Annotated in this window: 18 protein-coding genes; 10 read left to right on the forward strand and 8 right to left on the reverse strand. The window is 70.5% G+C overall.

Annotated features, from left to right (window positions below; all coding sequences use genetic code 11):
• Positions 1 to 178 precede the first annotated feature (178 nt).
• The 7 genes from BIV23_RS40545 to BIV23_RS40575 all read left to right on the forward strand — a co-directional run bounded on the left by BIV23_RS40545 (position 179) and on the right by BIV23_RS40575 (position 7,473).
• Complete coding sequence (locus tag BIV23_RS40545; RefSeq protein WP_071386011.1) at positions 179 to 1,576, forward strand: APC family permease; 1,398 nt, start codon at positions 179 to 181, stop codon at positions 1,574 to 1,576.
• Positions 1,577 to 1,770: 194 nt separating this feature from the next.
• On the forward strand, positions 1,771 to 4,419 hold the full coding sequence (locus BIV23_RS40550) for an alpha/beta fold hydrolase (protein ID WP_071386012.1): 2,649 nt from the start codon (positions 1,771 to 1,773) through the stop codon (positions 4,417 to 4,419).
• Positions 4,416 to 5,267, forward strand: coding sequence for an ABC transporter permease (locus BIV23_RS40555; protein ID WP_071386013.1), 852 nt, complete (start codon positions 4,416 to 4,418; stop codon positions 5,265 to 5,267). Before BIV23_RS40550 ends, BIV23_RS40555 begins: the two co-directional genes overlap by 4 nt.
• 231 nt (positions 5,268 to 5,498) lie before the next feature.
• Positions 5,499 to 5,918 (forward strand): hypothetical protein, encoded by a 420-nt coding sequence (locus BIV23_RS40560; RefSeq protein WP_245790884.1) that lies wholly within the window; start codon positions 5,499 to 5,501, stop codon positions 5,916 to 5,918.
• A 444-nt stretch (positions 5,919 to 6,362) separates the two neighbouring features.
• The gene (locus BIV23_RS40565) at positions 6,363 to 6,680 is read left to right on the forward strand and encodes a hypothetical protein (RefSeq protein WP_071372081.1); all 318 of its coding nucleotides are present in this window, start codon (positions 6,363 to 6,365) and stop codon (positions 6,678 to 6,680) included.
• Positions 6,681 to 6,745: 65 nt separating this feature from the next.
• Entirely contained in the window at positions 6,746 to 7,063 is a 318-nt protein-coding gene (locus BIV23_RS40570) for a hypothetical protein (protein ID WP_071372080.1), read from the forward strand.
• A 92-nt stretch (positions 7,064 to 7,155) separates the two neighbouring features.
• Positions 7,156 to 7,473, forward strand: a complete 318-nt coding sequence (locus BIV23_RS40575; protein ID WP_071386014.1) for a hypothetical protein — start codon at positions 7,156 to 7,158, stop codon at positions 7,471 to 7,473.
• A 176-nt stretch (positions 7,474 to 7,649) separates the two neighbouring features.
• On the opposite strand, the gene BIV23_RS40580 is transcribed toward BIV23_RS40575, so the two are convergent.
• Entirely contained in the window at positions 7,650 to 7,955 is a 306-nt protein-coding gene (locus BIV23_RS40580) for a hypothetical protein (RefSeq protein ID WP_071386015.1), read from the reverse strand.
• Positions 7,956 to 8,134: 179 nt separating this feature from the next.
• The gene (locus tag BIV23_RS40585) at positions 8,135 to 9,511 is read right to left on the reverse strand and encodes a fibronectin type III domain-containing protein (RefSeq protein WP_245790885.1); all 1,377 of its coding nucleotides are present in this window, start codon (positions 9,509 to 9,511) and stop codon (positions 8,135 to 8,137) included.
• Positions 9,512 to 10,159: 648 nt separating this feature from the next.
• On the opposite strand from BIV23_RS40585, the gene BIV23_RS40590 reads away from it, so the two are divergent.
• Entirely contained in the window at positions 10,160 to 10,465 is a 306-nt protein-coding gene (locus tag BIV23_RS40590; protein WP_143079221.1) for a hypothetical protein, read from the forward strand.
• A 42-nt stretch (positions 10,466 to 10,507) separates the two neighbouring features.
• On the opposite strand, the gene BIV23_RS40595 is transcribed toward BIV23_RS40590, so the two are convergent.
• The gene (locus BIV23_RS40595) at positions 10,508 to 11,854 is read right to left on the reverse strand and encodes a glycosyl hydrolase family 28-related protein (protein WP_245790886.1); all 1,347 of its coding nucleotides are present in this window, start codon (positions 11,852 to 11,854) and stop codon (positions 10,508 to 10,510) included.
• A 43-nt stretch (positions 11,855 to 11,897) separates the two neighbouring features.
• Between BIV23_RS40595 and BIV23_RS40600 the strand changes: the two genes are divergently transcribed.
• A complete protein-coding gene (locus BIV23_RS40600; RefSeq protein WP_071386018.1) occupies positions 11,898 to 12,623 on the forward strand; it encodes a CDP-alcohol phosphatidyltransferase family protein in 726 nt (241 codons plus the stop codon).
• Here the strand turns inward: BIV23_RS40600 and BIV23_RS47760 are convergent.
• From BIV23_RS47760 to BIV23_RS40620, 5 genes are all read right to left on the reverse strand, one after another.
• The gene (locus tag BIV23_RS47760; protein ID WP_245790887.1) at positions 12,519 to 13,013 is read right to left on the reverse strand and encodes an FAD synthase family protein; all 495 of its coding nucleotides are present in this window, start codon (positions 13,011 to 13,013) and stop codon (positions 12,519 to 12,521) included. The two genes, BIV23_RS40600 and BIV23_RS47760, sit on opposite strands and share 105 nt — an antisense overlap.
• Positions 13,014 to 13,016: 3 nt before the next feature.
• Positions 13,017 to 14,570, reverse strand: coding sequence for a hypothetical protein (locus tag BIV23_RS40605; RefSeq protein WP_071386019.1), 1,554 nt, complete (start codon positions 14,568 to 14,570; stop codon positions 13,017 to 13,019).
• A 61-nt stretch (positions 14,571 to 14,631) separates the two neighbouring features.
• Positions 14,632 to 16,173, reverse strand: a complete 1,542-nt coding sequence (locus tag BIV23_RS40610) for a lipopolysaccharide biosynthesis protein (RefSeq protein ID WP_071386020.1) — start codon at positions 16,171 to 16,173, stop codon at positions 14,632 to 14,634.
• Positions 16,170 to 17,732 (reverse strand): hypothetical protein, encoded by a 1,563-nt coding sequence (locus BIV23_RS40615; RefSeq protein WP_071386021.1) that lies wholly within the window; start codon positions 17,730 to 17,732, stop codon positions 16,170 to 16,172. The genes BIV23_RS40610 and BIV23_RS40615 overlap by 4 nt, the downstream gene beginning before the upstream one ends.
• Complete coding sequence (locus BIV23_RS40620; protein ID WP_107471414.1) at positions 17,729 to 19,207, reverse strand: hypothetical protein; 1,479 nt, start codon at positions 19,205 to 19,207, stop codon at positions 17,729 to 17,731. The genes BIV23_RS40615 and BIV23_RS40620 overlap by 4 nt, the downstream gene beginning before the upstream one ends.
• A 188-nt stretch (positions 19,208 to 19,395) precedes the next feature.
• On the opposite strand from BIV23_RS40620, the gene BIV23_RS40625 reads away from it, so the two are divergent.
• A complete protein-coding gene (locus BIV23_RS40625; RefSeq protein WP_071386023.1) occupies positions 19,396 to 20,376 on the forward strand; it encodes an NAD-dependent epimerase/dehydratase family protein in 981 nt (326 codons plus the stop codon).
• Positions 20,377 to 20,403 lie beyond the last annotated feature (27 nt).

Consider the following 20,403-nt stretch of genomic DNA (forward strand, 5'->3'; position numbering starts at 1 on the left):
GGCTTCAGATCGCCATTTCGCTACGGATTCCGTAGGTGAACACCCATTGACGAGGCGGTTTTCGTCGGGGTTCCATTCAGCCGCCGGGAGCGGACCAGAGCATGTACGACCAGGCCCGCCGGAGGCGATAGCGCTCCCGACCTCACCCTCACTCGCACGAGTCGATCGGAACCGCCGTATGACCGACACGCTCCGCTCTGTCGACCCAGCCGTCATAGCCGCTTCTGACAGCCCTCAGAAACTCAAGCGGTCCATCGGCGTCGTCGGCGGCACCCTGCTCACGCTCTCGTGCGTCACGCCCGCCTCCACGCTCTTCGTCATCGTGCCCGACCTGTTCTCCAGCCTCGGCACCGCGACGGCCCTCTGTATCGCCATCGGCGCACTGCTCTGCATCCCCGTGGCCTTCTGCTACTCCGAGCTCGGCACCCTCATCCCCAGCGCCGGCGGCGAGTACGCCATCGTCTCCACGCTGGCCGGGCGGCTGCTGGGCTGGCTGGCCTTCGTGATGTCCCTGCTCGTCGTGATGATCGTCCCTCCGGTCATCGCGATGGGCACCGCCGACTACCTCGCCCCGGTCGTCCACCTCGACCCGTCCCTCACGGGCGCCGGGGTGATGCTCGCCGCCACCCTCGCCGGCCTGCTGGACCTGCGCGCCAACGCCTGGATCACCGGCATCTTCCTGGTCCTGGAGGTCGTCGCGGCCGGCGTCGTCGCCCTCCTCGGCTTCACCCACGCCCACCGCGGCCTCGGCAGCCTCGGCTCGATGCAGGTCGCCGGCGAGCACGCGCACGTGAACCCCGTGACCGCCATGATGGTCCTGTCCGGGCTCGCCATCGCCCTGTTCGCCACCCAGGGCTTCTCCACCGCGATCTACCTCTCCGAGGAACTGGAGCACCCGCGCCGCAACGTCGCCCGCACCGTCCTCGCCACGCTCGCCATCTCCAGCGTGGTCATCCTGGTGCCGGTCGTGGCGATCACCCTGGGCGCCGGTGACCTCAAGTCCCTGACCGGTGGCGACATCAGCAGCATGGTCATCGCCTGGAGCAACTCGGCGGTCGGCACCTTCGTCAGCCTCTGCGTCGCCCTCGCGATCATCAACGCGGGCATCGTCATGGTCATCCAGAACTCCCGTGTGCTGTTCGCCTCCGCCCGCGACAAGGCCTGGCCCACGCCGGTCAACAACGCCCTCGCCAGGCTCGGCCGGTTCGGCTCCCCGTGGGTCGCCACCCTCGTCGTCGGCGTGCCGGGCGCCTTCCTCTGCTTCGTGAACCTGGACACGCTGTACGGCGTCACCGGCGTCGCCGTCACGGGCCTGTACCTGCTGGTCGCGATCGCCGCGCTGCTCGCCCGGCGCGGCGGGCACGGCAGCCGCACGGCCTGGCGGATGCCGCTGTGGCCCGCGATGCCGGTACTGCTCATCGCGGTCCTCGTCTACATCCTCGTCGAGCAGGACCCCTCGTACCTGCTGTGGACCGGCGCCATCACCGCCGTCGCCACCCTCTACTGGGCGCTCTACCTCCGCCCGCGCCGCGACACCCGCTGGCTGGTCTCGATCCCGGAGGACGCCGAGGCCTGACGGCCGGCCGGAGGACCGCGCCGACGGAGCCGGCCGTGGGGCCCAGCGGCGCTCCGTGGCCCCGCGGTACCACGACCGGGGGCTCCGCGTACCACGCCCGAAGTACGCCGGGCAGACCCGTACTCCCCTGGGAGGGGCCGGGGTTCAGCCCGGGGGAGCCGTCGCTTGTCGGTGCGGGCCCGTACCGTTGAGGCATGGATCTTCGGGTGCCCTCGCTGCGAGGGCTGCTCAAGGGGCCGCGGCGGCTGGTGGCCGCCGCGGCCGCTGTCGTGGTGCTGGCCGGCGTCGGCACCTGGACGGCCGCCGCCTCCGGCGGCCCGCCCCCGGTGCAGCGCACCGACCGGATGACGGCGGTCGACGGCGCCCGCCTGGACACCTCGTTCTTCGCCCCGGCCGGCGCCGGCCGCCACCCGGCCGTCCTGCTGGGGCACGGCTTCGGCGGCAGCAAGGACGACATGCGCGGCCAGGCCGAGGACCTCGCCCGGGCCGGGTACGCGGTCCTGACCTGGTCCGCGCGCGGCTTCGGCAGGTCGACGGGGAAGATCGGCCTCAACGACCCCAAGGCCGAGGTCGCCGACGTCTCCCGGCTCATCGACTGGCTCGCGCGCCGGCCCGAGGTCCAGCTCGACAAACCGGGCGACCCGCGCGTGGGCATCGCCGGCGGCTCCTACGGCGGCGCGATCTCCCTGCTCGCCGCCGGATTCGACCACCGCGTGGACGCCATCGCCCCGGCCATCACGTACTGGAACCTCGCCGACGCGCTCTTCCCGAACGGCGTGTTCAAGAAGCTGTGGGCCGGCATCTTCTTCAACAGCGGCGGCGGCTGCGCCCACTTCGAGACCGAGCTGTGCCGGATGTACGACAGGGTCGCCGAGTCCGGCACCCCCGACCAGGCCGCCCGCACCCTGCTGGAGGAGCGCTCCCCCTCCGCCGTCGCCGCCCGCATCAAGGTGCCCACGCTGCTGCTGCAGGGCCAGACGGACTCCCTGTTCCCCCTCGGCCAGGCCGACGCGGCCGAGAAGGCGATCCGCGCCAACGGCGCCCCCGTCGACGTCGACTGGATCGCGGGCGGCCACGACGGCGGCGACATGGAGACCGGCCGGGTCCAGGCACGCGTGCGTGCGTGGTTCGACCGGTATCTGAAGGGCGACAGCAACACCGACACCGGCCCGGCCTTCCGCATCACCCGCACCGGAGGCGTGAACTCCAACGACGGCACGGCCCAGCTGCGCGGCGCGAGCGCGTCCGCCTACCCGGGCCTGCGCGACCACCTCCGGGCCGTCTCCCTGGCCGGCGGTACCCAGCGGATCGCCAACCCGGCCGGCGCCAGCCCGCCCGGCGTCTCCGCCCTGCCCGGCCTCGGCGGCGCCGGCGGCCTGTCCCAGCTCTCCGCGCTCGGCGTCGGCATCTCCCTCGACTTCCCCGGCCAGTACGCGAAGTTCGACTCCGCCCCGCTCACCCGCGACCTGCGGATCACCGGCACCCCGACCGCCACCGTCCACCTCACCTCCACCGGCGACGACGCCGTCCTGTTCGGCAAGGTCTACGACGTCGGCCCCGGCGGCACCCAGCAGGTGCTGCCCGGCCAGCTCGTCGCGCCCTTCCGGGTGACCGGCGCCACGGCGGGCAAGGACGTGACGATCACGCTCCCGGCGATCGACCACACGGTGCAGCAGGGCCACCGCCTCCGCCTGGTCCTCGCCTCCACCGACCTCGGCTACGCCTCCCCGGCCGCCCCCGCCACCTACACCGTCTCCCTCAAGAGCGCCCTGAGCGTGCCGACGGCCCCCGCCGTCAGCACCGCGGCCGCGCCGCTGCCCGCCTGGGTGTGGTGGCTGCCCGCGGCCGGTGCGGCCGTCGCGCTCGCCCTGCTGCTCACCGCCCGCCGCCGCACGACCGCCCCCGCACCCGACCCCGAACTGGCCGAAGTCCCGCTCGTCATCAAGGACTTGAGCAAGCGGTACGCCAAGTCCACCGACCGGTACGCGGTGCGCGAGCTGTCCTTCCGGGTGGAACGCGGCCAGGTGCTCGGCCTGCTCGGCCCCAACGGTGCGGGCAAGACCACCACCCTGCGCATGCTGATGGGCCTGATCACCCCGGACGACGGGGAGATAAGGGTCTTCGGGCACGCCATCCGCCCCGGTGCGCCCGTGCTGTCCAGGGTCGGCGCCTTCGTGGAGGGCGCGGGCTTCCTGCCGCACCTGTCCGGCCGGGAGAACCTGGAGCTGTACTGGCGGGCCACCGGCCGCCCGCCCGCGGACGCCCACCTGGACGAGGCGCTTCAGATCGCCGGGCTCGGCGACGCGCTCGCCCGCGCGGTGCGCACGTACTCCCAGGGCATGCGCCAGCGCCTCGCCATCGCCCAGGCCATGCTCGGCCTGCCCGACCTGCTCATCCTGGACGAGCCCACCAACGGCCTCGACCCGCCGCAGATCCGCGAGATGCGCGAGGTGATGATCCGCTACGCGGCCGGCGGCCGTACGGTCATCGTCTCCAGCCATCTCCTCGCCGAGGTCGAGCAGTCCTGCACCCACCTGGTGGTGATGGACCGCGGCCGGCTCGTCCAGACGGGCCCCGTGCACGAGATCGTCGGCTCCGGCGACACCCTGCTGGTCGGCACGGCCGCGCCGGTGCAGGAGCCGGTCGTGGAGAAGGTCGGCGCGCTGCCCGGCGTCGCCTCCGCCGTGCGCACCGACGACGGACTGCTGGTCCGGCTGGAGCCGGGCGGCACGGCCGAGCGGCTGGTCGTGGAACTGGTGCGCCTCGACGTGCCCGTGGCCTCGGTCGGCCCGCACCGCCGCCTCGAAGACGCCTTCCTGACCCTGATAGGAGGTTCCGCATGAGCACGCTCACCGAGGTCGCCTCCGGCTATCGGACCCGGCACACCCTGCCCCTGCGGGTCGAGCTGGTCCGCCAGCTCAAGCGGCGGCGCACCCTGGTCATGGGCGCGATCCTCGCCCTGCTGCCGTTCGTGCTGCTGATCGCCTTCGCGATCGGCACCCCGCACGACCGGAACGGCCAGGTCACCCTGATGGACACGGCCACCGCGTCGGGCGCCAACTTCGCCGCGGTCAACCTGTTCGTCTCGGTGGGCTTCCTGCTGGTGATCCCGGTCGCCCTGTTCTGCGGGGACACGGTCGCCTCGGAGGCCGGCTGGTCCTCGCTGCGCTATCTGCTGGCCGCGCCGGTGCCCCGGGCCCGGCTGCTGTGGTCCAAGCTCGTCGTCGCGCTCGGGATGAGCCTCGCCGCGATGGTGCTGCTCCCGGTCGTCGCGCTCGCCGTCGGCACGGCGGCCTACGGCTGGGGCCCGCTGCAGATACCGACCGGCGGAGCCCTGGACAGCGGCACGGCGGCCCAGCGGCTCCTGGTGGTCGTGGCATACGTCTTCGTCTCCCAACTGGTCACCGCCGGGCTCGCGTTCTGGCTGTCGACCAAGACGGACGCCCCGCTCGGCGCGGTCGGCGGCGCGGTCGGTCTGACGATCGTCGGCAACGTCCTGGACGCCGTCACCGCCCTCGGCCACTGGCGCGACTTCCTGCCCGCGCACTGGCAGTTCGCCTGGGCCGACGCCGTCCAGCCGCACGCCGAGTGGTCCGGCATGATCCAGGGCGCCGCGGTCTCCGTCTCCTACGCCCTGGTGCTCTTCGCCCTGGCCTTCAGAGGCTTCGCCCGCAAGGACGTGGTTTCATAATTCCCTTTTCGTATCTCTGTTTCCGTCCGCATATCGACTGCCGGGCGCTTGGCACACCATACGATCAATCGATCCGCTGACCGGACGTGAATCGCTCCGGGGGTCCGGATAATTCGCGCTCCCGCGCTGCAGAAATCTTCATGCGTATGGAGTAGCGCATCGCTTTTGATGGCCTGTGGACTGCTATGTTCTGCGTCTGTCGGATCAGAGGTAACTCCAAGTGAGGTGATCATGAAGAAGGCAGTTTTCACAACTGCGGCGTTGGCCATCGGCGCAAGTCTCGTGGGCGGCTCGGCCGTCGCGGCATCGGGCACCGCCAAGGCGCCTGCCCAGGAAGCCGGCCCGCTCGGTCTCATGTCCCAGACCGAGGTGGCTCCGGCGATCGTGCCCGCGGCCGACACCGTGATGCGGGTGGCCAAGCAGGGCAACCTCACCAAGGGCAGTGCGTTCGACGAGAACCAGTCAGCGACGGTCACCGGCACGAACAAGGCGGCGAGGGTTTCCGGCGTATACCTGGACGGGATGGGGCGCGACAGCAGCAAGAAGCCCGCAATTCCGGTGAAGAACCCGGTCGGAACCGGATCTGTCCAGCTCCATCCGCTGAATGCGCCGACCAGCGCCGGGATCGGTAGCCTGCTCAGCCAGGGGTGACACGTAAACCGTCAGGAGTCGGCGCAGTGGAATCCGCCGGAATTCTGACACTCTGATCCGGTTCTCGTCAGCCGGAGACCGACATCGCAGTGCCGCGGACGGATCGGCCCGGTGGCCGCCCCGGCACGATTCACGTCCGGCGCCTCGCGGCGTGGCACAGAGTCTGGAGCCGGACCAGCACCCCGCGTTCGCCCGGTGCCCGATGTCGCGCCCGGGAAACGCCTCAAGCCCCTCCGGCCCACTGGAATTCTCATATCCAGTGGGCCGGACGCATGTCGGCATCCGCTCCAGCTTTTGTGCGGCACTCGGGAAGCGGGACACGGCATCGTTCCGCCATCCGATGGAATCCGTCCGGTATGGCCGGTGTCCGCGTGACTTTCCGCCACATATTTCGGTTTCTTGCCATGTAAGCGCGGGTTACCGTGAATCCAGGAAGGAACCGAGTTGACCAGGAAGTTCGCGGTCGTCACTGCACTGGCCCTCAGCGCTCTCTGCGGCAGCGCGGGCGTTGCCTCCGCCTCGAACACGACCAACGTCACTGGCGGTGACGGCTTTTCGGAGTCCCCGGTCGTCGTGAACGCCCCCCAGCAGGGTGTGGTCGTCGTCAACGGCGCCCTCGTCGACGGCCGCTGCATCGCACCGTGGTCCAACGGCGCCGTTCTCGGTGGAGTCGTTCCGCCGAACTCGCACTACGCCGCCTGTGACACCGCTGCTGTCAACCAGTCGCAGAACGCTCCGTACGCGGGCGGCCTGCTCTTCTGATCCCCCGCTCCGAGTAATTCGGGGCAGGCGAACCCTCCCAGAACGCAGTCCGGAAAGGACATCTCATGCGTAACAAGGTTACGGCCATCTCCGCCCTCGCCGCAGGTGTCGTCCTGGCGGCCGCGGGCACCGCCGCAGCCGACAACTGCACGACCGTCACCGGCGGCAACGGCTTCTCGTCGTCCCCGGTCGTCGTGAACGCCCCCCAGCAGGGCGCCATCGTCTCCAACGGCACGCTTGTCGACCTCCGCTGCGTCGCCCCGTGGTCCAACGGTGCCGTTCTCGGCGGCGTCGCCGCGCCGAACTCTCACTACGCCGCGTGCAACACGGCCAACGTCAACCAGGCGCAGCACGCGCCGTACGCCGGCGGCCTGCTGTTCTGACCCCTTCGCGCTCCGACCCCTGAGCGGGGCGGGGACGTCAGCAGACGTTCCCGCCCAACCCATCCCCCTCCCACAACCGAAAGGCGCATCTCATGCGTAACAAGGTTACGGCCCTTTCCGCGCTCGCCGCGGGCATCGTCCTGGCCGCCGCCGGTACTGCTGCTGCCGACAGCAACACGACCGTCACCGGCGGCAACGGCTTCTCGGAGTCCCCGGTCGTCGTGAACTCCCCTCAGCAGGGGCTTGTCGTTTCCAACGGCGCGCTGATCGACGGTCGCTGCATCGCGCCGTGGTCCAACGGTGCCGTTCTCGGTGGCGTGGTCGCGCCGAACTCGCACTACGCCGCGTGCAACACGGCCCCGGTCGACCAGTCGCAGTGGGCGCCCTACACCGGGGGCCTGTTGTTCTGAGCAGTCCTCAAGCACGTGGCGGCCCGCCGGATTCCGGCGGGCCGCCAGCTGTTTTCTGCGGGCGCCCGGAAGTGCGTCCCGAAAACGCCGAAGGCCGGCTCCGGGAAACGGAGCCGGCCTGGCACCTTGCGGGGGCAACTCGACGGGTTCACCGCCGAGTTGCCCCCGGGCCGCGGTTACTTGACGACGGGAAGCTTGGCCGGAAGCTGGGCGGGCGGCTTGCCGTCGAGAGGGTTCGGCAGGGTGCCGCCGAAGACGGGTGTCTTGACGATGCCCGACTGCTTCACACCCTCCGCCGCGGTCCTGACGTTGTTGGCGACGGCGCCCGTCGGCATCTCGGCTGCGTTGGGAAGAGCGCGGGTGACCGTCTTCCCGTCCTCCAGAATGCCCTGTGCCGGCACGTCCGCGGCGACAGCGGGCGTCGCAGCGCCTGCGATGGCCAGGGTGCCGACCATGAGGGCCGCAGCCTTCAGCTTCTTCATTGTGTTCCTCTCGTCCGCAACTCGGGAGCTCGGGTCGCACTTCTGCTGGGCTAAACGAGAGAGATGCGCCGCGGGAAACTCCACTGACTGCAAGTTCCTGGAACTCATACATCCCGAATGACCCCGCGCGTCATGTCATCGGATGATCCGCGCGCGAGGTCACTCCATGACCGGTCCTCTCAGGCGGTCACGTCGAGCGGTTGCGAGCGGGGCGTCGTGTGCTTTCCGTCGGTGACGGCGATCGTGTAGCGGTGATGTGAGCCGTGAGGGACGGAATCCGTGTACGTCATGTCCGGGCGGTCCCATTCGGTCGACCGCCGCTTCGGCGAGGCCACGAGGACACCGTCGCGGTAGATCCGGTACGTCAGCTCCGCGTCGTCCCGGTCCCATGCGGCACGCCAGGAGAGCGTGACCTTTCCGGCGCGCGTACGCCCGCCCGTGAGCCCGGGCACCGCCTCCGGGGCCGTGTCGCCGGGACCGGCCCCGAAGCGCGTCAGACCCTGCTGCGGTTTGCCGTTGACCGTGGTGAACTCGCCGCCCGCCCAGAGGATGTCGCCGGCCATCACCAGCGTCCGGGGGCCGACTCCCTCACCGATACCGTCATCGGTGTCGGGGAACCAGTGCAGGATGCTCCTGTCACCGATCGACTGAGCCAGGAAATGCCGTCGGGGTCCGTCGGGGAAGCCCCCGGGGGTGAGGCCGCAGTAGTGGGCGTGGGACGCGCTGTACAGGACGTTCCTGTACACGACGACATCCTGGGTGGCGCCCAGGCAGGTGTCCTTCCAGACCATCTTGCCGTCGGCGAGCCGGCCCGCGATACGGCCGTCGAAGATGCCGGTCCCCTCGCCCTCGGCTCCCAGGTAGAAGCGGTCGCCGTTGCGGGTCAGCGACGTCACCGCGGATCGTTCCGGCAGCCAGTCGGGGAAGGAACGCACCGTCGAACCGGTCGCGGGGTTCAGGGAGACCAGCGCCTGCTCCGGCTTGCCGTTGACGTTGTGGAACGCTCCGCCGACGAGCACCTGACCCCGGTCGGGTGCCGCCAGGACGGCCCGGACCGGCTCGTCGATGTCCGCCTTGAACGGCAGCAGCGTGCCGCTGGGGCTGAACGCCGCGACGCGCTTCCTCTCCTGGCCGTCGACGACCGTGAAGTCACCACCCAGGTACACGGTCGTGCCGGTGGTCTCGATGGTCCGCACGGGCGCCGCCACCGCGGGGCGGAAGTCCCTGCGCAGCGAGCAGTCGGCCGTGTTGAGCGCGACCGCGCTGGCCACTCCGGCGCCGTCGACCTTGCCGAACGATCCGCCGACGTACAGCACTTTGCCGTCGCGCGAGGCCTTCAGCGCCCGTACTGTCCCGGCGCCTTCCGTGAAGGAGTGGGCACACGGCAGCAGTTTGCCGGTCACCGCGTCGAAGGCGGCGAAGTTCTTCCGGGCGACCCGCTTCTGGCCGGGCTTCGCGCCGGGCGGGCGGACGCTGTCGAAGGTGCCGCCGACGTACACGACACCGCGTGCGTACTCGACCGACCAGACGATGCCGTCCGTCTGCCAGGTCGCCAACGGCGCCGCAGTCAGGGGTGTTTCACCACGCAGGGCCTTCTCGCCACTCCGGGTTCTTACGTCGTGCGCCTGCGCGCCGAAAGCGGATGTGAGCGAAGCGGCCGCGAGGAGGACCACCGCGGAGGCCGTGGTGGCGGTCCTGGCCGTTTTTTTACTTGGTCGCATGGAATTCGAAAGTAGACACCCTGCCCCGGATATCGCGACGCCGCGACGGCGCACTCCGCCCTTCAGGCCTTCGCGGAAGCTCGAATGGCCTAGGAAAAGGAGTCGTAACCCACGACGGCATGCTGTTCGTGGGAACGTCGGGCGAGATCAGGTACCCGAGTTCTGGTACCCCGGCAATGAGGAGGAGTGCTCGTCATGCGAGTAGCTGCCCGAACAGGGACGCAGTCACGGCGGTTGGGTTGGGGAGCGGGGCTCGTCGGCGCCGGCCTGACCGCGACCGCGGCATTCGGTATCGCTGTCGGCTCCGTGTCGGCCCACGCCGCCCCAAGCGCGACGCAGGCGTGCACGTCGTGCAAGGCGACGCCCGCCCCCACGTCCGGGTGTTCGGCGTGCCAGTCGAAGCCGCCCACGACCGGGTGCGGGTGCCAGACGACGCCGCCTCCTCCGCCGCCGGTCTGCCCCTCGGGCTCGATCGCGGTCAGCGTGACCAATCCCATGACCGAGTCCGTGGCGATCCCCGGCGACGGAAGCTTCCAGCTCACCGTCTCCAGCGCCACCCAGGGACAGGTGTTCAGCTTCAACATCCCCGGAACCGCTCACCGCTCCGTCGTGAGGGTCACCGCCACGGGCGGCACCGCGGGCTCCACCGTGGTCAACTACGACAGCACGACGGGATTCCCCGACGGCGTCGCCGCCGCCGGTTCGCTGCACGCCCCGGTCAACTCGACCGGCAAGTACGCGAACCTCACCCGCATCGACTTCTGTGTCAAGCCCACCAAGTACAGCTGAGGAACACGCAGGTGAGGGGGCCCGGGACCAGCCCGGGCCCCCTCAGGGCCGAGAAGGGGTCGGGCCGGGGGTCACCACCGGGGCGCCGGGCGTCGCCCGGGGGGTCGTGCCGCCGGTGGGCTCGGTGTCGATGCAGTCGACGAACTGCACGAAGCGGGCGGGACCGGTGGCGTCGGTGACGGCGAAGTCGGTCCGGGAGTGGTTCCGCAGCAGGCACATGTCGTAGCGGACCACGGTCGGCAGCGTCTCCTCCTTGTGGACCGTCCGGTACTCGTGGCGGCCCACGAGCTGACAGGAGTCGTAGCGGATCAGGGGTCCCCGTGGGCCCACCGTGTAGCGGTGCGGGCGGACTTCGGCGGAGAAGTCCTTGAAGGCGATCCCGGTGTCGTCGCAGTCGTTGAAGTGGACCGTTCCGCTGCTCCACACGCAGTCGATGATCCTGACGTCCGGGTCACGTACTTCGAACCGGATGTCCTGGGCGTGGAAACGCTGCACCGAGTCGTGGTGCTGACTGACCGGGAAGCGGAAGAAGGTGCTGGTGGTGCCGTACTCCGGGGTACTTTTGGGGCGCTTTCCGGTGATGATGTACGAGCCGCCGCGGCAGTCGATGGATCCGCCGTAGGGGAACTCCAGGAAGTTGCCCCACTCGTACTCGACCTTCATGTCGGTGAACCAGTAGTTCAGGAACTGGTCCTGGGCGTTGGGGCTGGCCTGTTTACGGCCCGAGAGCCCCGAGTACAGAAACGCTTTCCGGTAGCTGCCGGCGACCGTGCAGGCTTCCCAGCGCATTTCCGAGTTGGTGTCCGTGCCGTCGAGGGCCAGCCCGTACTCCCATTCCCCGAGCCACTCGCATTCCGAGAACCGGTAGTCCTGGGCCTGGCCGGTGGAATAGGAACTGAAGAAGGACGCGCCCGGTGTGGCCGACCGGAACTGCATGCGTTCGAAGGACAGGTTCGACCAGCTGTCCTCATTGCGGCACAGATAGGAGCCCGGGCCGGTGGCCGGACGGAAGACCAGGGTGGTCATGTTCTTGCCGACCCCGGCGAAGCGCAGACCGTTGGCGGGCCGGGGCGGGGCCACACCGTTCAGCAGCGCATGCGGCCGGGTGATGAGGAAGTCCCCGGCGGGAATCTCGATGACCAGGCGGCCCACCCCGTCCCGGACACGGGCGGCGGCGAGCGCATAGGCGGTTTCGAATGCCTCTGTGTCGTCGGTGTATCCATCGCCCACGGCACCGAGATCGGCTACATTGATCCCGGACATCCGCCCCGGGGACACACTTTTGGCGGACGCGCTGCCTGCGGGCAGGGCCGCTGCGAACAGCAGCGACGTTCCGCCGCGCAGAATATGCCGACGGTTGCGCGAGATCTCGCCACCCAGTTCTGACATGGTTGCCTTCTTTCCTCAAGTGGTTGTGTCACCAAGGAGGGTGATGGCCGAGTTCGCGGAGACGCTGAGGCAACTCTCGACGGCACAGAAGCCGGCGAAGGGGGTGTCGGTCTACAGCCGGTTCGTCAATCGCCCGGCCGGCCGTGTCATGGCCGCGCTGGCCTTCCGTTTAGGCGCGACTCCCAATCAGCTGACGCTCCTCGGTGCCTTGTTCACTTTTCCGGCCCTGGCGGCGGTGGCCCTGCTGCGGCCCGCGCCGGTGATGTCGGTCTGTGTCGGCGTGGCCCTTGTCCTGGGCTTCGCCCTGGACGCGGCGGACGGTCAGCTCGCGCGGATCCAGTGCTCTGCGAGCCTGTCGGGCGAATGGCTGGACCATGTGCTGGACTGCGTCAGGATCGTCACGCTGCACTCGGTCGTCCTGGTGGCGTTCTACCGTTTCTTCGTCCTGTCCAGTCCGCTCCTTCTGCTGGCCCCCATGGTGTTCCAGTCCGCAGCGGTGGTGATCTATTTCGGCGGCATTCTCACGCAGAAGCTCAAGGGGGGAGGAGCGGCGGCGGGAACGGACAGCGGCTCTGCCTCGGTGCTGGGGCCCGTGCTGCTCCTGCCGGTCGACTACGGCACGACCTGTATCAGCTTTCTGTTCCTCGGCAGTCCGGCCATGTTCCTAGTTCTGTACTGCGGGCTGCTGCTGGCTCATGTCCTGTTCCTCGTCGCCTTCTTGGTGAAGTGGTACCGGGAACTGCATCAGTTCCAGCGCCCCGCGCAATAGTGTGCTGGAGGTGTGGACCGTATAGGGGAAGTAGACGACCTCGACACCCACGTCCGCGAAGCGGCGTTCGAGGGTCTCCCATGTGGGTGTGCCCTTCCAGTCGTCTCCCTTGAAAACGACGTGAAAACCTACCTGCCGCCAGGTCCGCAGTTTGTCCTCGTGCGTCTCCACCACGGCATCGTCGACGTGGCGCATGCTGCGGACGATCTCCAGGCGCTCGGCCAGCGGGATCACCGGCCGCCTGCCCTTGAGGCGCCCGGCCAGTTCGTCGGACACCACCCCGGCCACCAGGCGGTCACAGTGTCGGCGCGCCTGACGCAGGATGTTGAGGTGCCCGATGTGGAACAGGTCCCAGACGCCGGGCGCGTATCCGATGACTGTCGCTTCCACGGGTCAGCCTCCGGTCGTCGGGCCGGCGTGTGCGGGCACCGTCACGGACAGGGAGGGCGATCTGTGGGAGGTGCGGGCGCCGGTGGCGGTCACCTCGATGGCGTACCGGTGGCGCGTACCGGCGGGCACGGAGTCGGTGTAGCTCATCTGCGGAAGGTTCCAGGACGTGGAGGAGACGGCCTGCCGGGAGACGAGCTTTCCGTCCCGGTAGAGCCGGTAGGTCAGGACGGCGGTGTCACGGTCCCACGTGGCGCGCCAGCCGATGGTGACCTTTCCCGGGTTCGCGGCCAGCAGCGTCAGGGCGGGAGTCCGAGGCAGGCTCGTGGGGGCTGCGGTGCCGAAGCGGGTGAGTCCCTGCTGCGGCCGGTCGTTGACCCGGGTGAACTCGCCGCCCACCCAGAGGGTGCCCCGGGCCATGGTGAGGGCACGCGGGCCGACCCCCTCTCCGAGCCCGCCGTCGGTGTCGGGGAACCAGTGCAGGATGTGCCGGTCCGTGACCGACTGGGCCAGGAGTGTGTGGCGAACGCCCAGTTCGGGAAACCCGCCGGGGGTCTGCGAGCAGTCGTGCGCGTGGGAGGCGCTGTAGAGGACGCCGTTGTAGGGCAGGACGGCCTGGGTGGCGCCGAGGCAGGTGTCCTTCCACGCCATCGCGCCGTCCTTGAGCCGGGCCGAGATACGTCCGTCGAAGACGCCGCCTCCGGTTCCCTCCGCGCCGATGTAGAAGTGGGAGCCGTCCTGTGCGATCGACTTGACCACCGAGGCGGCCGGCAGCCAGTCGGGATAGGTGTGGAGCGTCGCCCCGGAGGTGATGTCCAGCGCGGCCAGGGCGTGGGCCGGGCGGCCGTTGACCGCGTCGAAGTCACCTCCGACCAGGATCTCGCGTTGCGCGGGCACGGCCGACAGGGCCCGGACCGGCAGGTCGACGTCGGCCTTGAAGGGCAGCAACGAACCGCTGTGGCCGAGGGCGGCGACGCGCTTCCTGCTCTGGCCGCCCACCATGTCGAAGTCACCGCCCAGGTACACCCCGCGGTCGGTCGTCTCGATGGCCCGCACGGTCGCGTTCACCGCGGGCCGGAAGTCCCTGCGCAGGGTGCAGTCCGCCGTGTTGACGGCCACGGCGTTCGCCACGCCCGTGGACCCGACGCGCCCGAAGGAGCCGCCCACGTACAGCACCCGCCCGTCGGGGGAGGGCTTCATGGCCCGTACCGTGCCGGCCGCGTAGGAGCCGGCGCCGGAGGTGAAGGACAGGGCGCAGGGCAGCAGTTTTCCGGTCACGGCGTCGAACGCGGCGAAGTTGTGCCGCGGGACCTGCCGGGTGCCCGCCGCGGCACCGGGCGGGCGGACCGTGTCGAAGGAGCCTGCGGCGTAGACGACACCGCGGGCGTAGGCGAGGGACCAGACGATGCCGTCCGTCTGCCAGGTGGCCGACGGATCCGCGGTGAACGTCGCCGGTCCATGGCCCGCGACCGCGGCGGCGGGAGCGCCGAGCAGAGCGCCTGCGCAGATGAGGGCGGCGGCAGCCGGGCTCGTGACCGCCTTCTTACGGAGCTGACGCAAGGGACACCTCAAAGGAAAAGGGGGCGGGCTGGACGAGGGCGCCGATGCGGACGGTGCCGGCTCACGCGGTGCGACGGCGCAGCACCTGGACCAGCTCGCTCACACCCAGAGGCGTGCGATATCGCCACAAAAAGGTACCAAATGCCGACATTCCGAAAGTCAGACTGAGTGCGAGTCCTGACGGAGTGTCACCCGACAGGACGCGCACGGCTGCCGGCACCACGGAGACGGCCAGGCCGATACCGAGGGCGTTCGTGTACCCGGCGGCCACGGTGGTGAAGCCGAGCCGCAGCCGGACCAGCAGAGCGGCCGAGAGGTTCTCCACGACGATGGCGGCGCCCCAGGAGAGGGCCGCGCCGAGGATGCCCCATCGGGGCACGGCGAGCAGGCCCACCGTGAGCTGCACCGCGAACGCCGCAGCCGTGCAGGCCAGATGCCAGGAGCTCTTGCCGGCCATGAGCAGCACGGTCTGCGCGTTGCCGACCGCGACATTGACCACGGCAGCCGCACACAGGATGACCAGGGCGGGTGCCCCCGCGGTGAACTCCGGCCCGAAGACGGCGAGGACGGTGCGGGGAAAGCCGGCGATGAGAGCGAACGGTGGCCAGGAGAAGAGGACGATCCAGCAGGTCGAGGTGCGGTGCAGGTGGCGGGCTTCGGCGACGTCGCCGACGGCGAGCAGCCGGCTGAACTGGGGCGCGACGGACAGGCGGACGGCGAGCTGGACGAGGGTGCCCGCGGTGACGACGCGGCCGATGGCGGTGTAGATACCCGCCTCGGCGTCGGTGGCCAGCGCCGACAGCAGGATGACCCCCACCCAGACCGCGCTGATGTCGAAGACGGAGGAGACCGCGCGGGGTGCGGAGAAGGCCCAGAACGCCCGCCAGGAGACGGGCTCCGCACCCCTTGGGGCCGCCGTGGTGCGGTGCTGGGTCCGGCAGCGGCGCAGGCCCAGCCACGCGGCTGCGAGACCGGCCAGCGCCGGCAGCAGCCAGGCCGCCGCCAGGGACATCATCCGGGGAGCCCAGTAGGCCACCGGCACCGCGATCAGCACCCGGAGCACGGGCTTGCCGATCTGCTCCACGGAGACGAACGGCACGACGGTGCCGTATCCCTGGGTGGCGCCGAGCAGGAGCAGGCTGACGGTGGCGGCGGGCAGGACCAGGCCGAAGAACCGGATCAGGGCGACCGCGTCGGCGCGGGGCAGGTGCGGCAGGAGCGTCGTGGCCACCGCGGGGCACAGCAGCAGCACCGCGCCGGTCGCGGTGGCGGCTGCCGCCGCCGGGAGCACCGCCATGCGCAGCAAAGAGCGCACCGAGCGGCCGCCGTTGAGAGCGAGATCCCCGGGGATGAAGCGGACGAGCCCGGTGTCGGCGCCGAGCTTGCAGACGTTGCTGGCGATGGTGAACACGGCGACGCCCGTGAAGATCGCTCCGGCTCCCTGGGCTCCGGCCGCCCGGGTGATCAGGCCGACCAGGAGGAAGGCGAACACGGCGTTCGTGGCGGAACCCGCCGCGCCCCACAGACCACCTCGTGCCGCGGCGGCGACCGTGCTGCGGGCAGTGGCCCCGGTGGTGGGAGTGGCCGCCCCGGTCGCCGTCATCCCCTGGAGACCGTGAGTGTGTCGTGCTGCCCCGCGGGCTGTGTGCCCGGCAGAACGCTCTCGGTGCGGGGACCCGGCTTCACACGGCGGAGCACGGCGGCACCGTGCCGCGCGCGTCCGGCGTCGACCACGGCGCCCAGCAGCCGTACGCCGGAGCAGCCGATCAGCTCGCCCGTCTGCCCGAGGTCGTCCCGCCGGGTGTCACGTCCGGTGACCACCACGACACCGTCGAAGTGCCGGGCCGCCACCAGCGTGTGCGGGTGTTCCAACAGGGGCCTGCCGGCGACGACCGTGACGGGCGAGCAGGTGCCGGACGCCACCTGGTCCGTCGCCCAGGACACGTCGGTGTGCGGCGACTTGCCGGTTCCGCCACCGGGGCAGAGGGCGAACCGACCCGCGGAGCCCGCGTCGACGAGGACGCCGCCCTCGGGCAGGGAGGTCTCCGGCTCGGTGCGCTCTTCCGCCGGCACCAGCGGCAGGCGGGCGGCGAGACCGGGCGCGTCGGGGTCGGCGTCCACGAGCACGACCTGCCGTCCGCACTCCGCGAAGGCCGCGGCCAGGTTCGCGGCGACCTCCCCGGCGCTGTCGTCGGCCCGTGGCGCCACCACGAGGAGGCAGCCGCCGCCGGAGAGACCGGTACGGAAGGCCAGAGACCGGTAGGCCTGGACCCGGGCGCCGTCCGTGTGGCCGACGGTCAGCAGCGGGTCGTCCGCGCCGGGGCCGGGGGGCAGGCTGCCCAGCACGGGCGCGCCCAGGGTGGCCTGGACCTCGCGGGCCGACCGCACCCGGCTGTCGAGGGCCGAGCACAGCCAGGCCAGCAGGACGCCCAGGACGGCACCGCCGGCCAGACCGAGGACGACCAGCGCGCTCGTCCCGGGGCCCGAGGGCAGGGCGGGCGCCGCGCCGCTGCGGACGATGTCGCCACCGCTGGTGTCACGGGAGTTGATCTCGGACACGCGCTTGCGCAGGCTGCCGATCTCGCTCTGCACGGCGGAGGCGTCCGCGCTGTTGTCCGCGTCCTTCGTCCGCCGGGCCAGCGCGGCGATCTGCGTTCTCATGCCGTCGACGGCCCGGTGCACCGCCGCGTCGTTGCGGCTCCTGCGGTCGGCGAGATAGGCCTCGGCGAAGGCGTCGGCGCCGCGCGCCGCGCGCTGGGGGGCACTCGCGGTGAACTCGAAGCGCAGCACCTGGGACTTGACCGGATTGGTGACCCGGAGGTGGTCCTGCAGGGCGGTGGCCCGGCTGTCGGGCTGTCCCAGGGTCCGCGCCGCCCGGACGGCGACGGTCGCGCCGGCGGCGATCTGCTGCTCCGTGCTCATGCTGATCTGGTTGTCGACGGGCACGTTGACCGTGTCGAAGGGGTCGGCCCCGGCGCGGACCAGAACCTCACTGGTGGAGCTGTAGGTGCCCGCGTCGTACAGCGCCATGGCCAGCCCGCCGAGCAGCCCCAGGGCGACCCCCAGTGCCATCGCCACCCGGTGGCGAAGGAGCAGGCGCAGTTGGTCACGGAGCTGGTCCGGTTCGCCGAAACGGTCGTCGAAGGGGACGGGACCGGTCACAGGTGGCCTCCTGGGTGAGGAAGTGAGGCGTGCGGGACGGGAGCGGACAGGGCCGCCGGTGCGGTGAGTTCGGACACCTGGCGCGCCGGCCTGCTGATGAGCAGCGGAACGGTCACCATGAGCAGCATCGGGCCCGCGATGCCGAGCAGGCTGCCGCGCAGGAAGATCAACTGGTAGAAGGCGAAGGCGGGGACCAGCAGGACCGCCAGCGTGCCGGGCCGGCCCAGCAGGCGGTCCCGTGCCTCGTCCATACGGCGTCCCGCCGCGCCCAGCAGGCAGAACACCAGGGCCACGGCGGCCGGACCGGCCCACAGAAAGCTCTCGATCCACAGGGGCGCCGACAGGTTGAGGAAGTCGTAACCCGCGTACTGTGCCAGCGTGATACCGGTGTCATGGGGTTTGTCCGGCCACACCGAGCGCGGCACCATGAAGAGGAGCGGACCGAGTGCGGACCGGGGGGAGACCCCCTTCTCCCGCGCGTAGTCGAGGCCGGTCTGCACCTGCTGGAAGGCGTCGTAGTCGCCCTTGGCGGTGAACTGCTCGGCCATCGACACGACGGCGACAGGCTGCCGGTCGTCGTAGCGGAAGTAGTCGCTGTAGGGAAAGACGACGAGCACCGTGGCGAGAACGGCACCGGCGACCGCACGCGAGGCCCGGGGCCGGCACAACCGGTCCGCGTTGAACAGCAGCGTGAGCAGGACCGTGCCGGCCCAGAACCTCGGTTTGCTGATGGGGTTGTTGACGACGATGTTCACGGCGACGAGCAGGGGCAGCAGCAGCCGTCTCAGGCCGCGCAGCAGGAGGTCGCCGTCCGGCAGGCGCGGGAGGCGCAGCAGGCCCAACAGGCCCCAGAAGGCGGGCACGGACAGCGACCAGCTTCGCATGGGCTGCAGGAAGGAGTCCGACGAATCGTTCAGGGCGCCCGTTTCGTTGATGGCCTGGCGGCTGGTGAAGTAGGCGACGGCTCCGCCCGGTTGGCCGGGAATCAGCAGCACCGCGAGCGCCAGCGCGAGTCCGCACAGCACCAGGACGCGCCAGGGCGCGAGGCGGCGGGCGAGCAGCCGGTCCAGCGCGCCGGGCCGGGCGGCACGGGTGGTCGCGCCTCGGACGGCGAGGGCCGTTCCGGCGCTGTAGGCGAGCAGCCCCAGTTCGACGACCGCCACGGCCGCGAAGGAGGTCTCCTCGCCGGCCCGGTAGGGCCAGGGGTAGGTGTCCGAGGTGAGCTGCGCCAGGGGGGCCAGACCGAACCAGATGTAGGAGAACATCCAGAAGCCGAAAGCGACGAGCCGGACCCTGGGTGCGGTCAGCACGCGGGTGAGGGCGCCCCCGGTGTGCGCCACGACCACGCCCTGCAGCAGCAGGGCCGTCGGCACAGGCCCGTGGTGCGGCCGCAGCACCAGCACCGGCAGCACGACGACCAGCACCACGGCCCAGACGCAGACTCCGGGCACACTGCGGGCGCGAGCGTCCCGCACCGGGACATCGGGATTTCCCGCGGTCGGCGGGGGCGGCGAGTACGGCGAGTGCTTCGGCGGAAACCTCACCGGCAGATGTATAGCGGCCTCTGTCCCGTGTACGGCATCAGGCGCGCCAATACAGAGCAAATCAGACAAACCTTAATACTCTGGGCATCTCACATTCCCCTTCGCCCGAGGAGCTGTCCATGAACAAGCAGGTCGACGCCGTCGTTGCCGGTGGCGGGGGATTCATCGGCGGGCACCTTGTGGGCGCCCTGCTGGCCCAGGGGCTGACGGTCCGCTCCATCGACGTCAAGCCCCGGCGCGAGTGGTACCAGGTCCACGAGGACGCCGAGAACCTGACCGCGGACCTCTCGCTCCTGGACAGCGCGCGCGACGGCGTCCGGGGCGCCCGGTGCGTGTACATGCTGGCCGCGGACATGGGCGGCATGGGCTTCATCGAGAACAACAAGGCCGCGTGCATGATGTCGGTCCTCACCAGCACCCACATGGTGCAGGCCGCGCGCGAGGCCGGCGTGGAGCGGTACTTCTACTCCTCCTCCGCCTGCGTCTACGCCGCCGGCAAGCAGACCGACCCGAAGGTCACCGCCCTCAAGGAGCAGGACGCCTATCCGGCGCAGCCGGAGGACGGCTACGGCTGGGAGAAGCTCTTCTCCGAGCGCATGTGCCGTCACTACGCGGAGGACTACGGGTTCACCACCCGCGTCGCCCGCTACCACAACGTCTACGGCCCGCACGGTACGTGGTTCGGCGGCCGGGAGAAGGCCCCGGCCGCGGTGTGCCGCAAGGTGGCCGAGGCCGTGCTCTCCGGGAACCACCGGATCGAGATCTGGGGCGACGGCCTGCAGACGCGTTCCTTCATGTACATCGACGACTGCCTCAAGGGCACGCAGATGATCACGGAGGGGGACAGCGGCGTACCGGTCAACCTCGGCTCCTCCGAGCTGGTGACGATCAATCAGCTGGTCGACCTGGTCGAGCGGATCGCGGGCATCCGCTGCGAACGCAGCTACCGGTACGACGCTCCCCAGGGCGTACGCGGCCGCAACTCCGACAACACCCTGATCCGCGAGATCTACGGCTGGGAGCCGTCGATCCCGCTGGTGGACGGCCTGGAGAAGACCTACGCCTGGGTCTACGACCAGGTGAAGCGTTCGCAGGGCTGAGGCCCCGGTGCGAGGACGCCACGAGCC

It is taken from the genome of Streptomyces monashensis (genome assembly GCF_001866665.1).
Classification (GTDB): Bacteria; Actinomycetota; Actinomycetes; order Streptomycetales; family Streptomycetaceae; genus Streptomyces; species Streptomyces monashensis.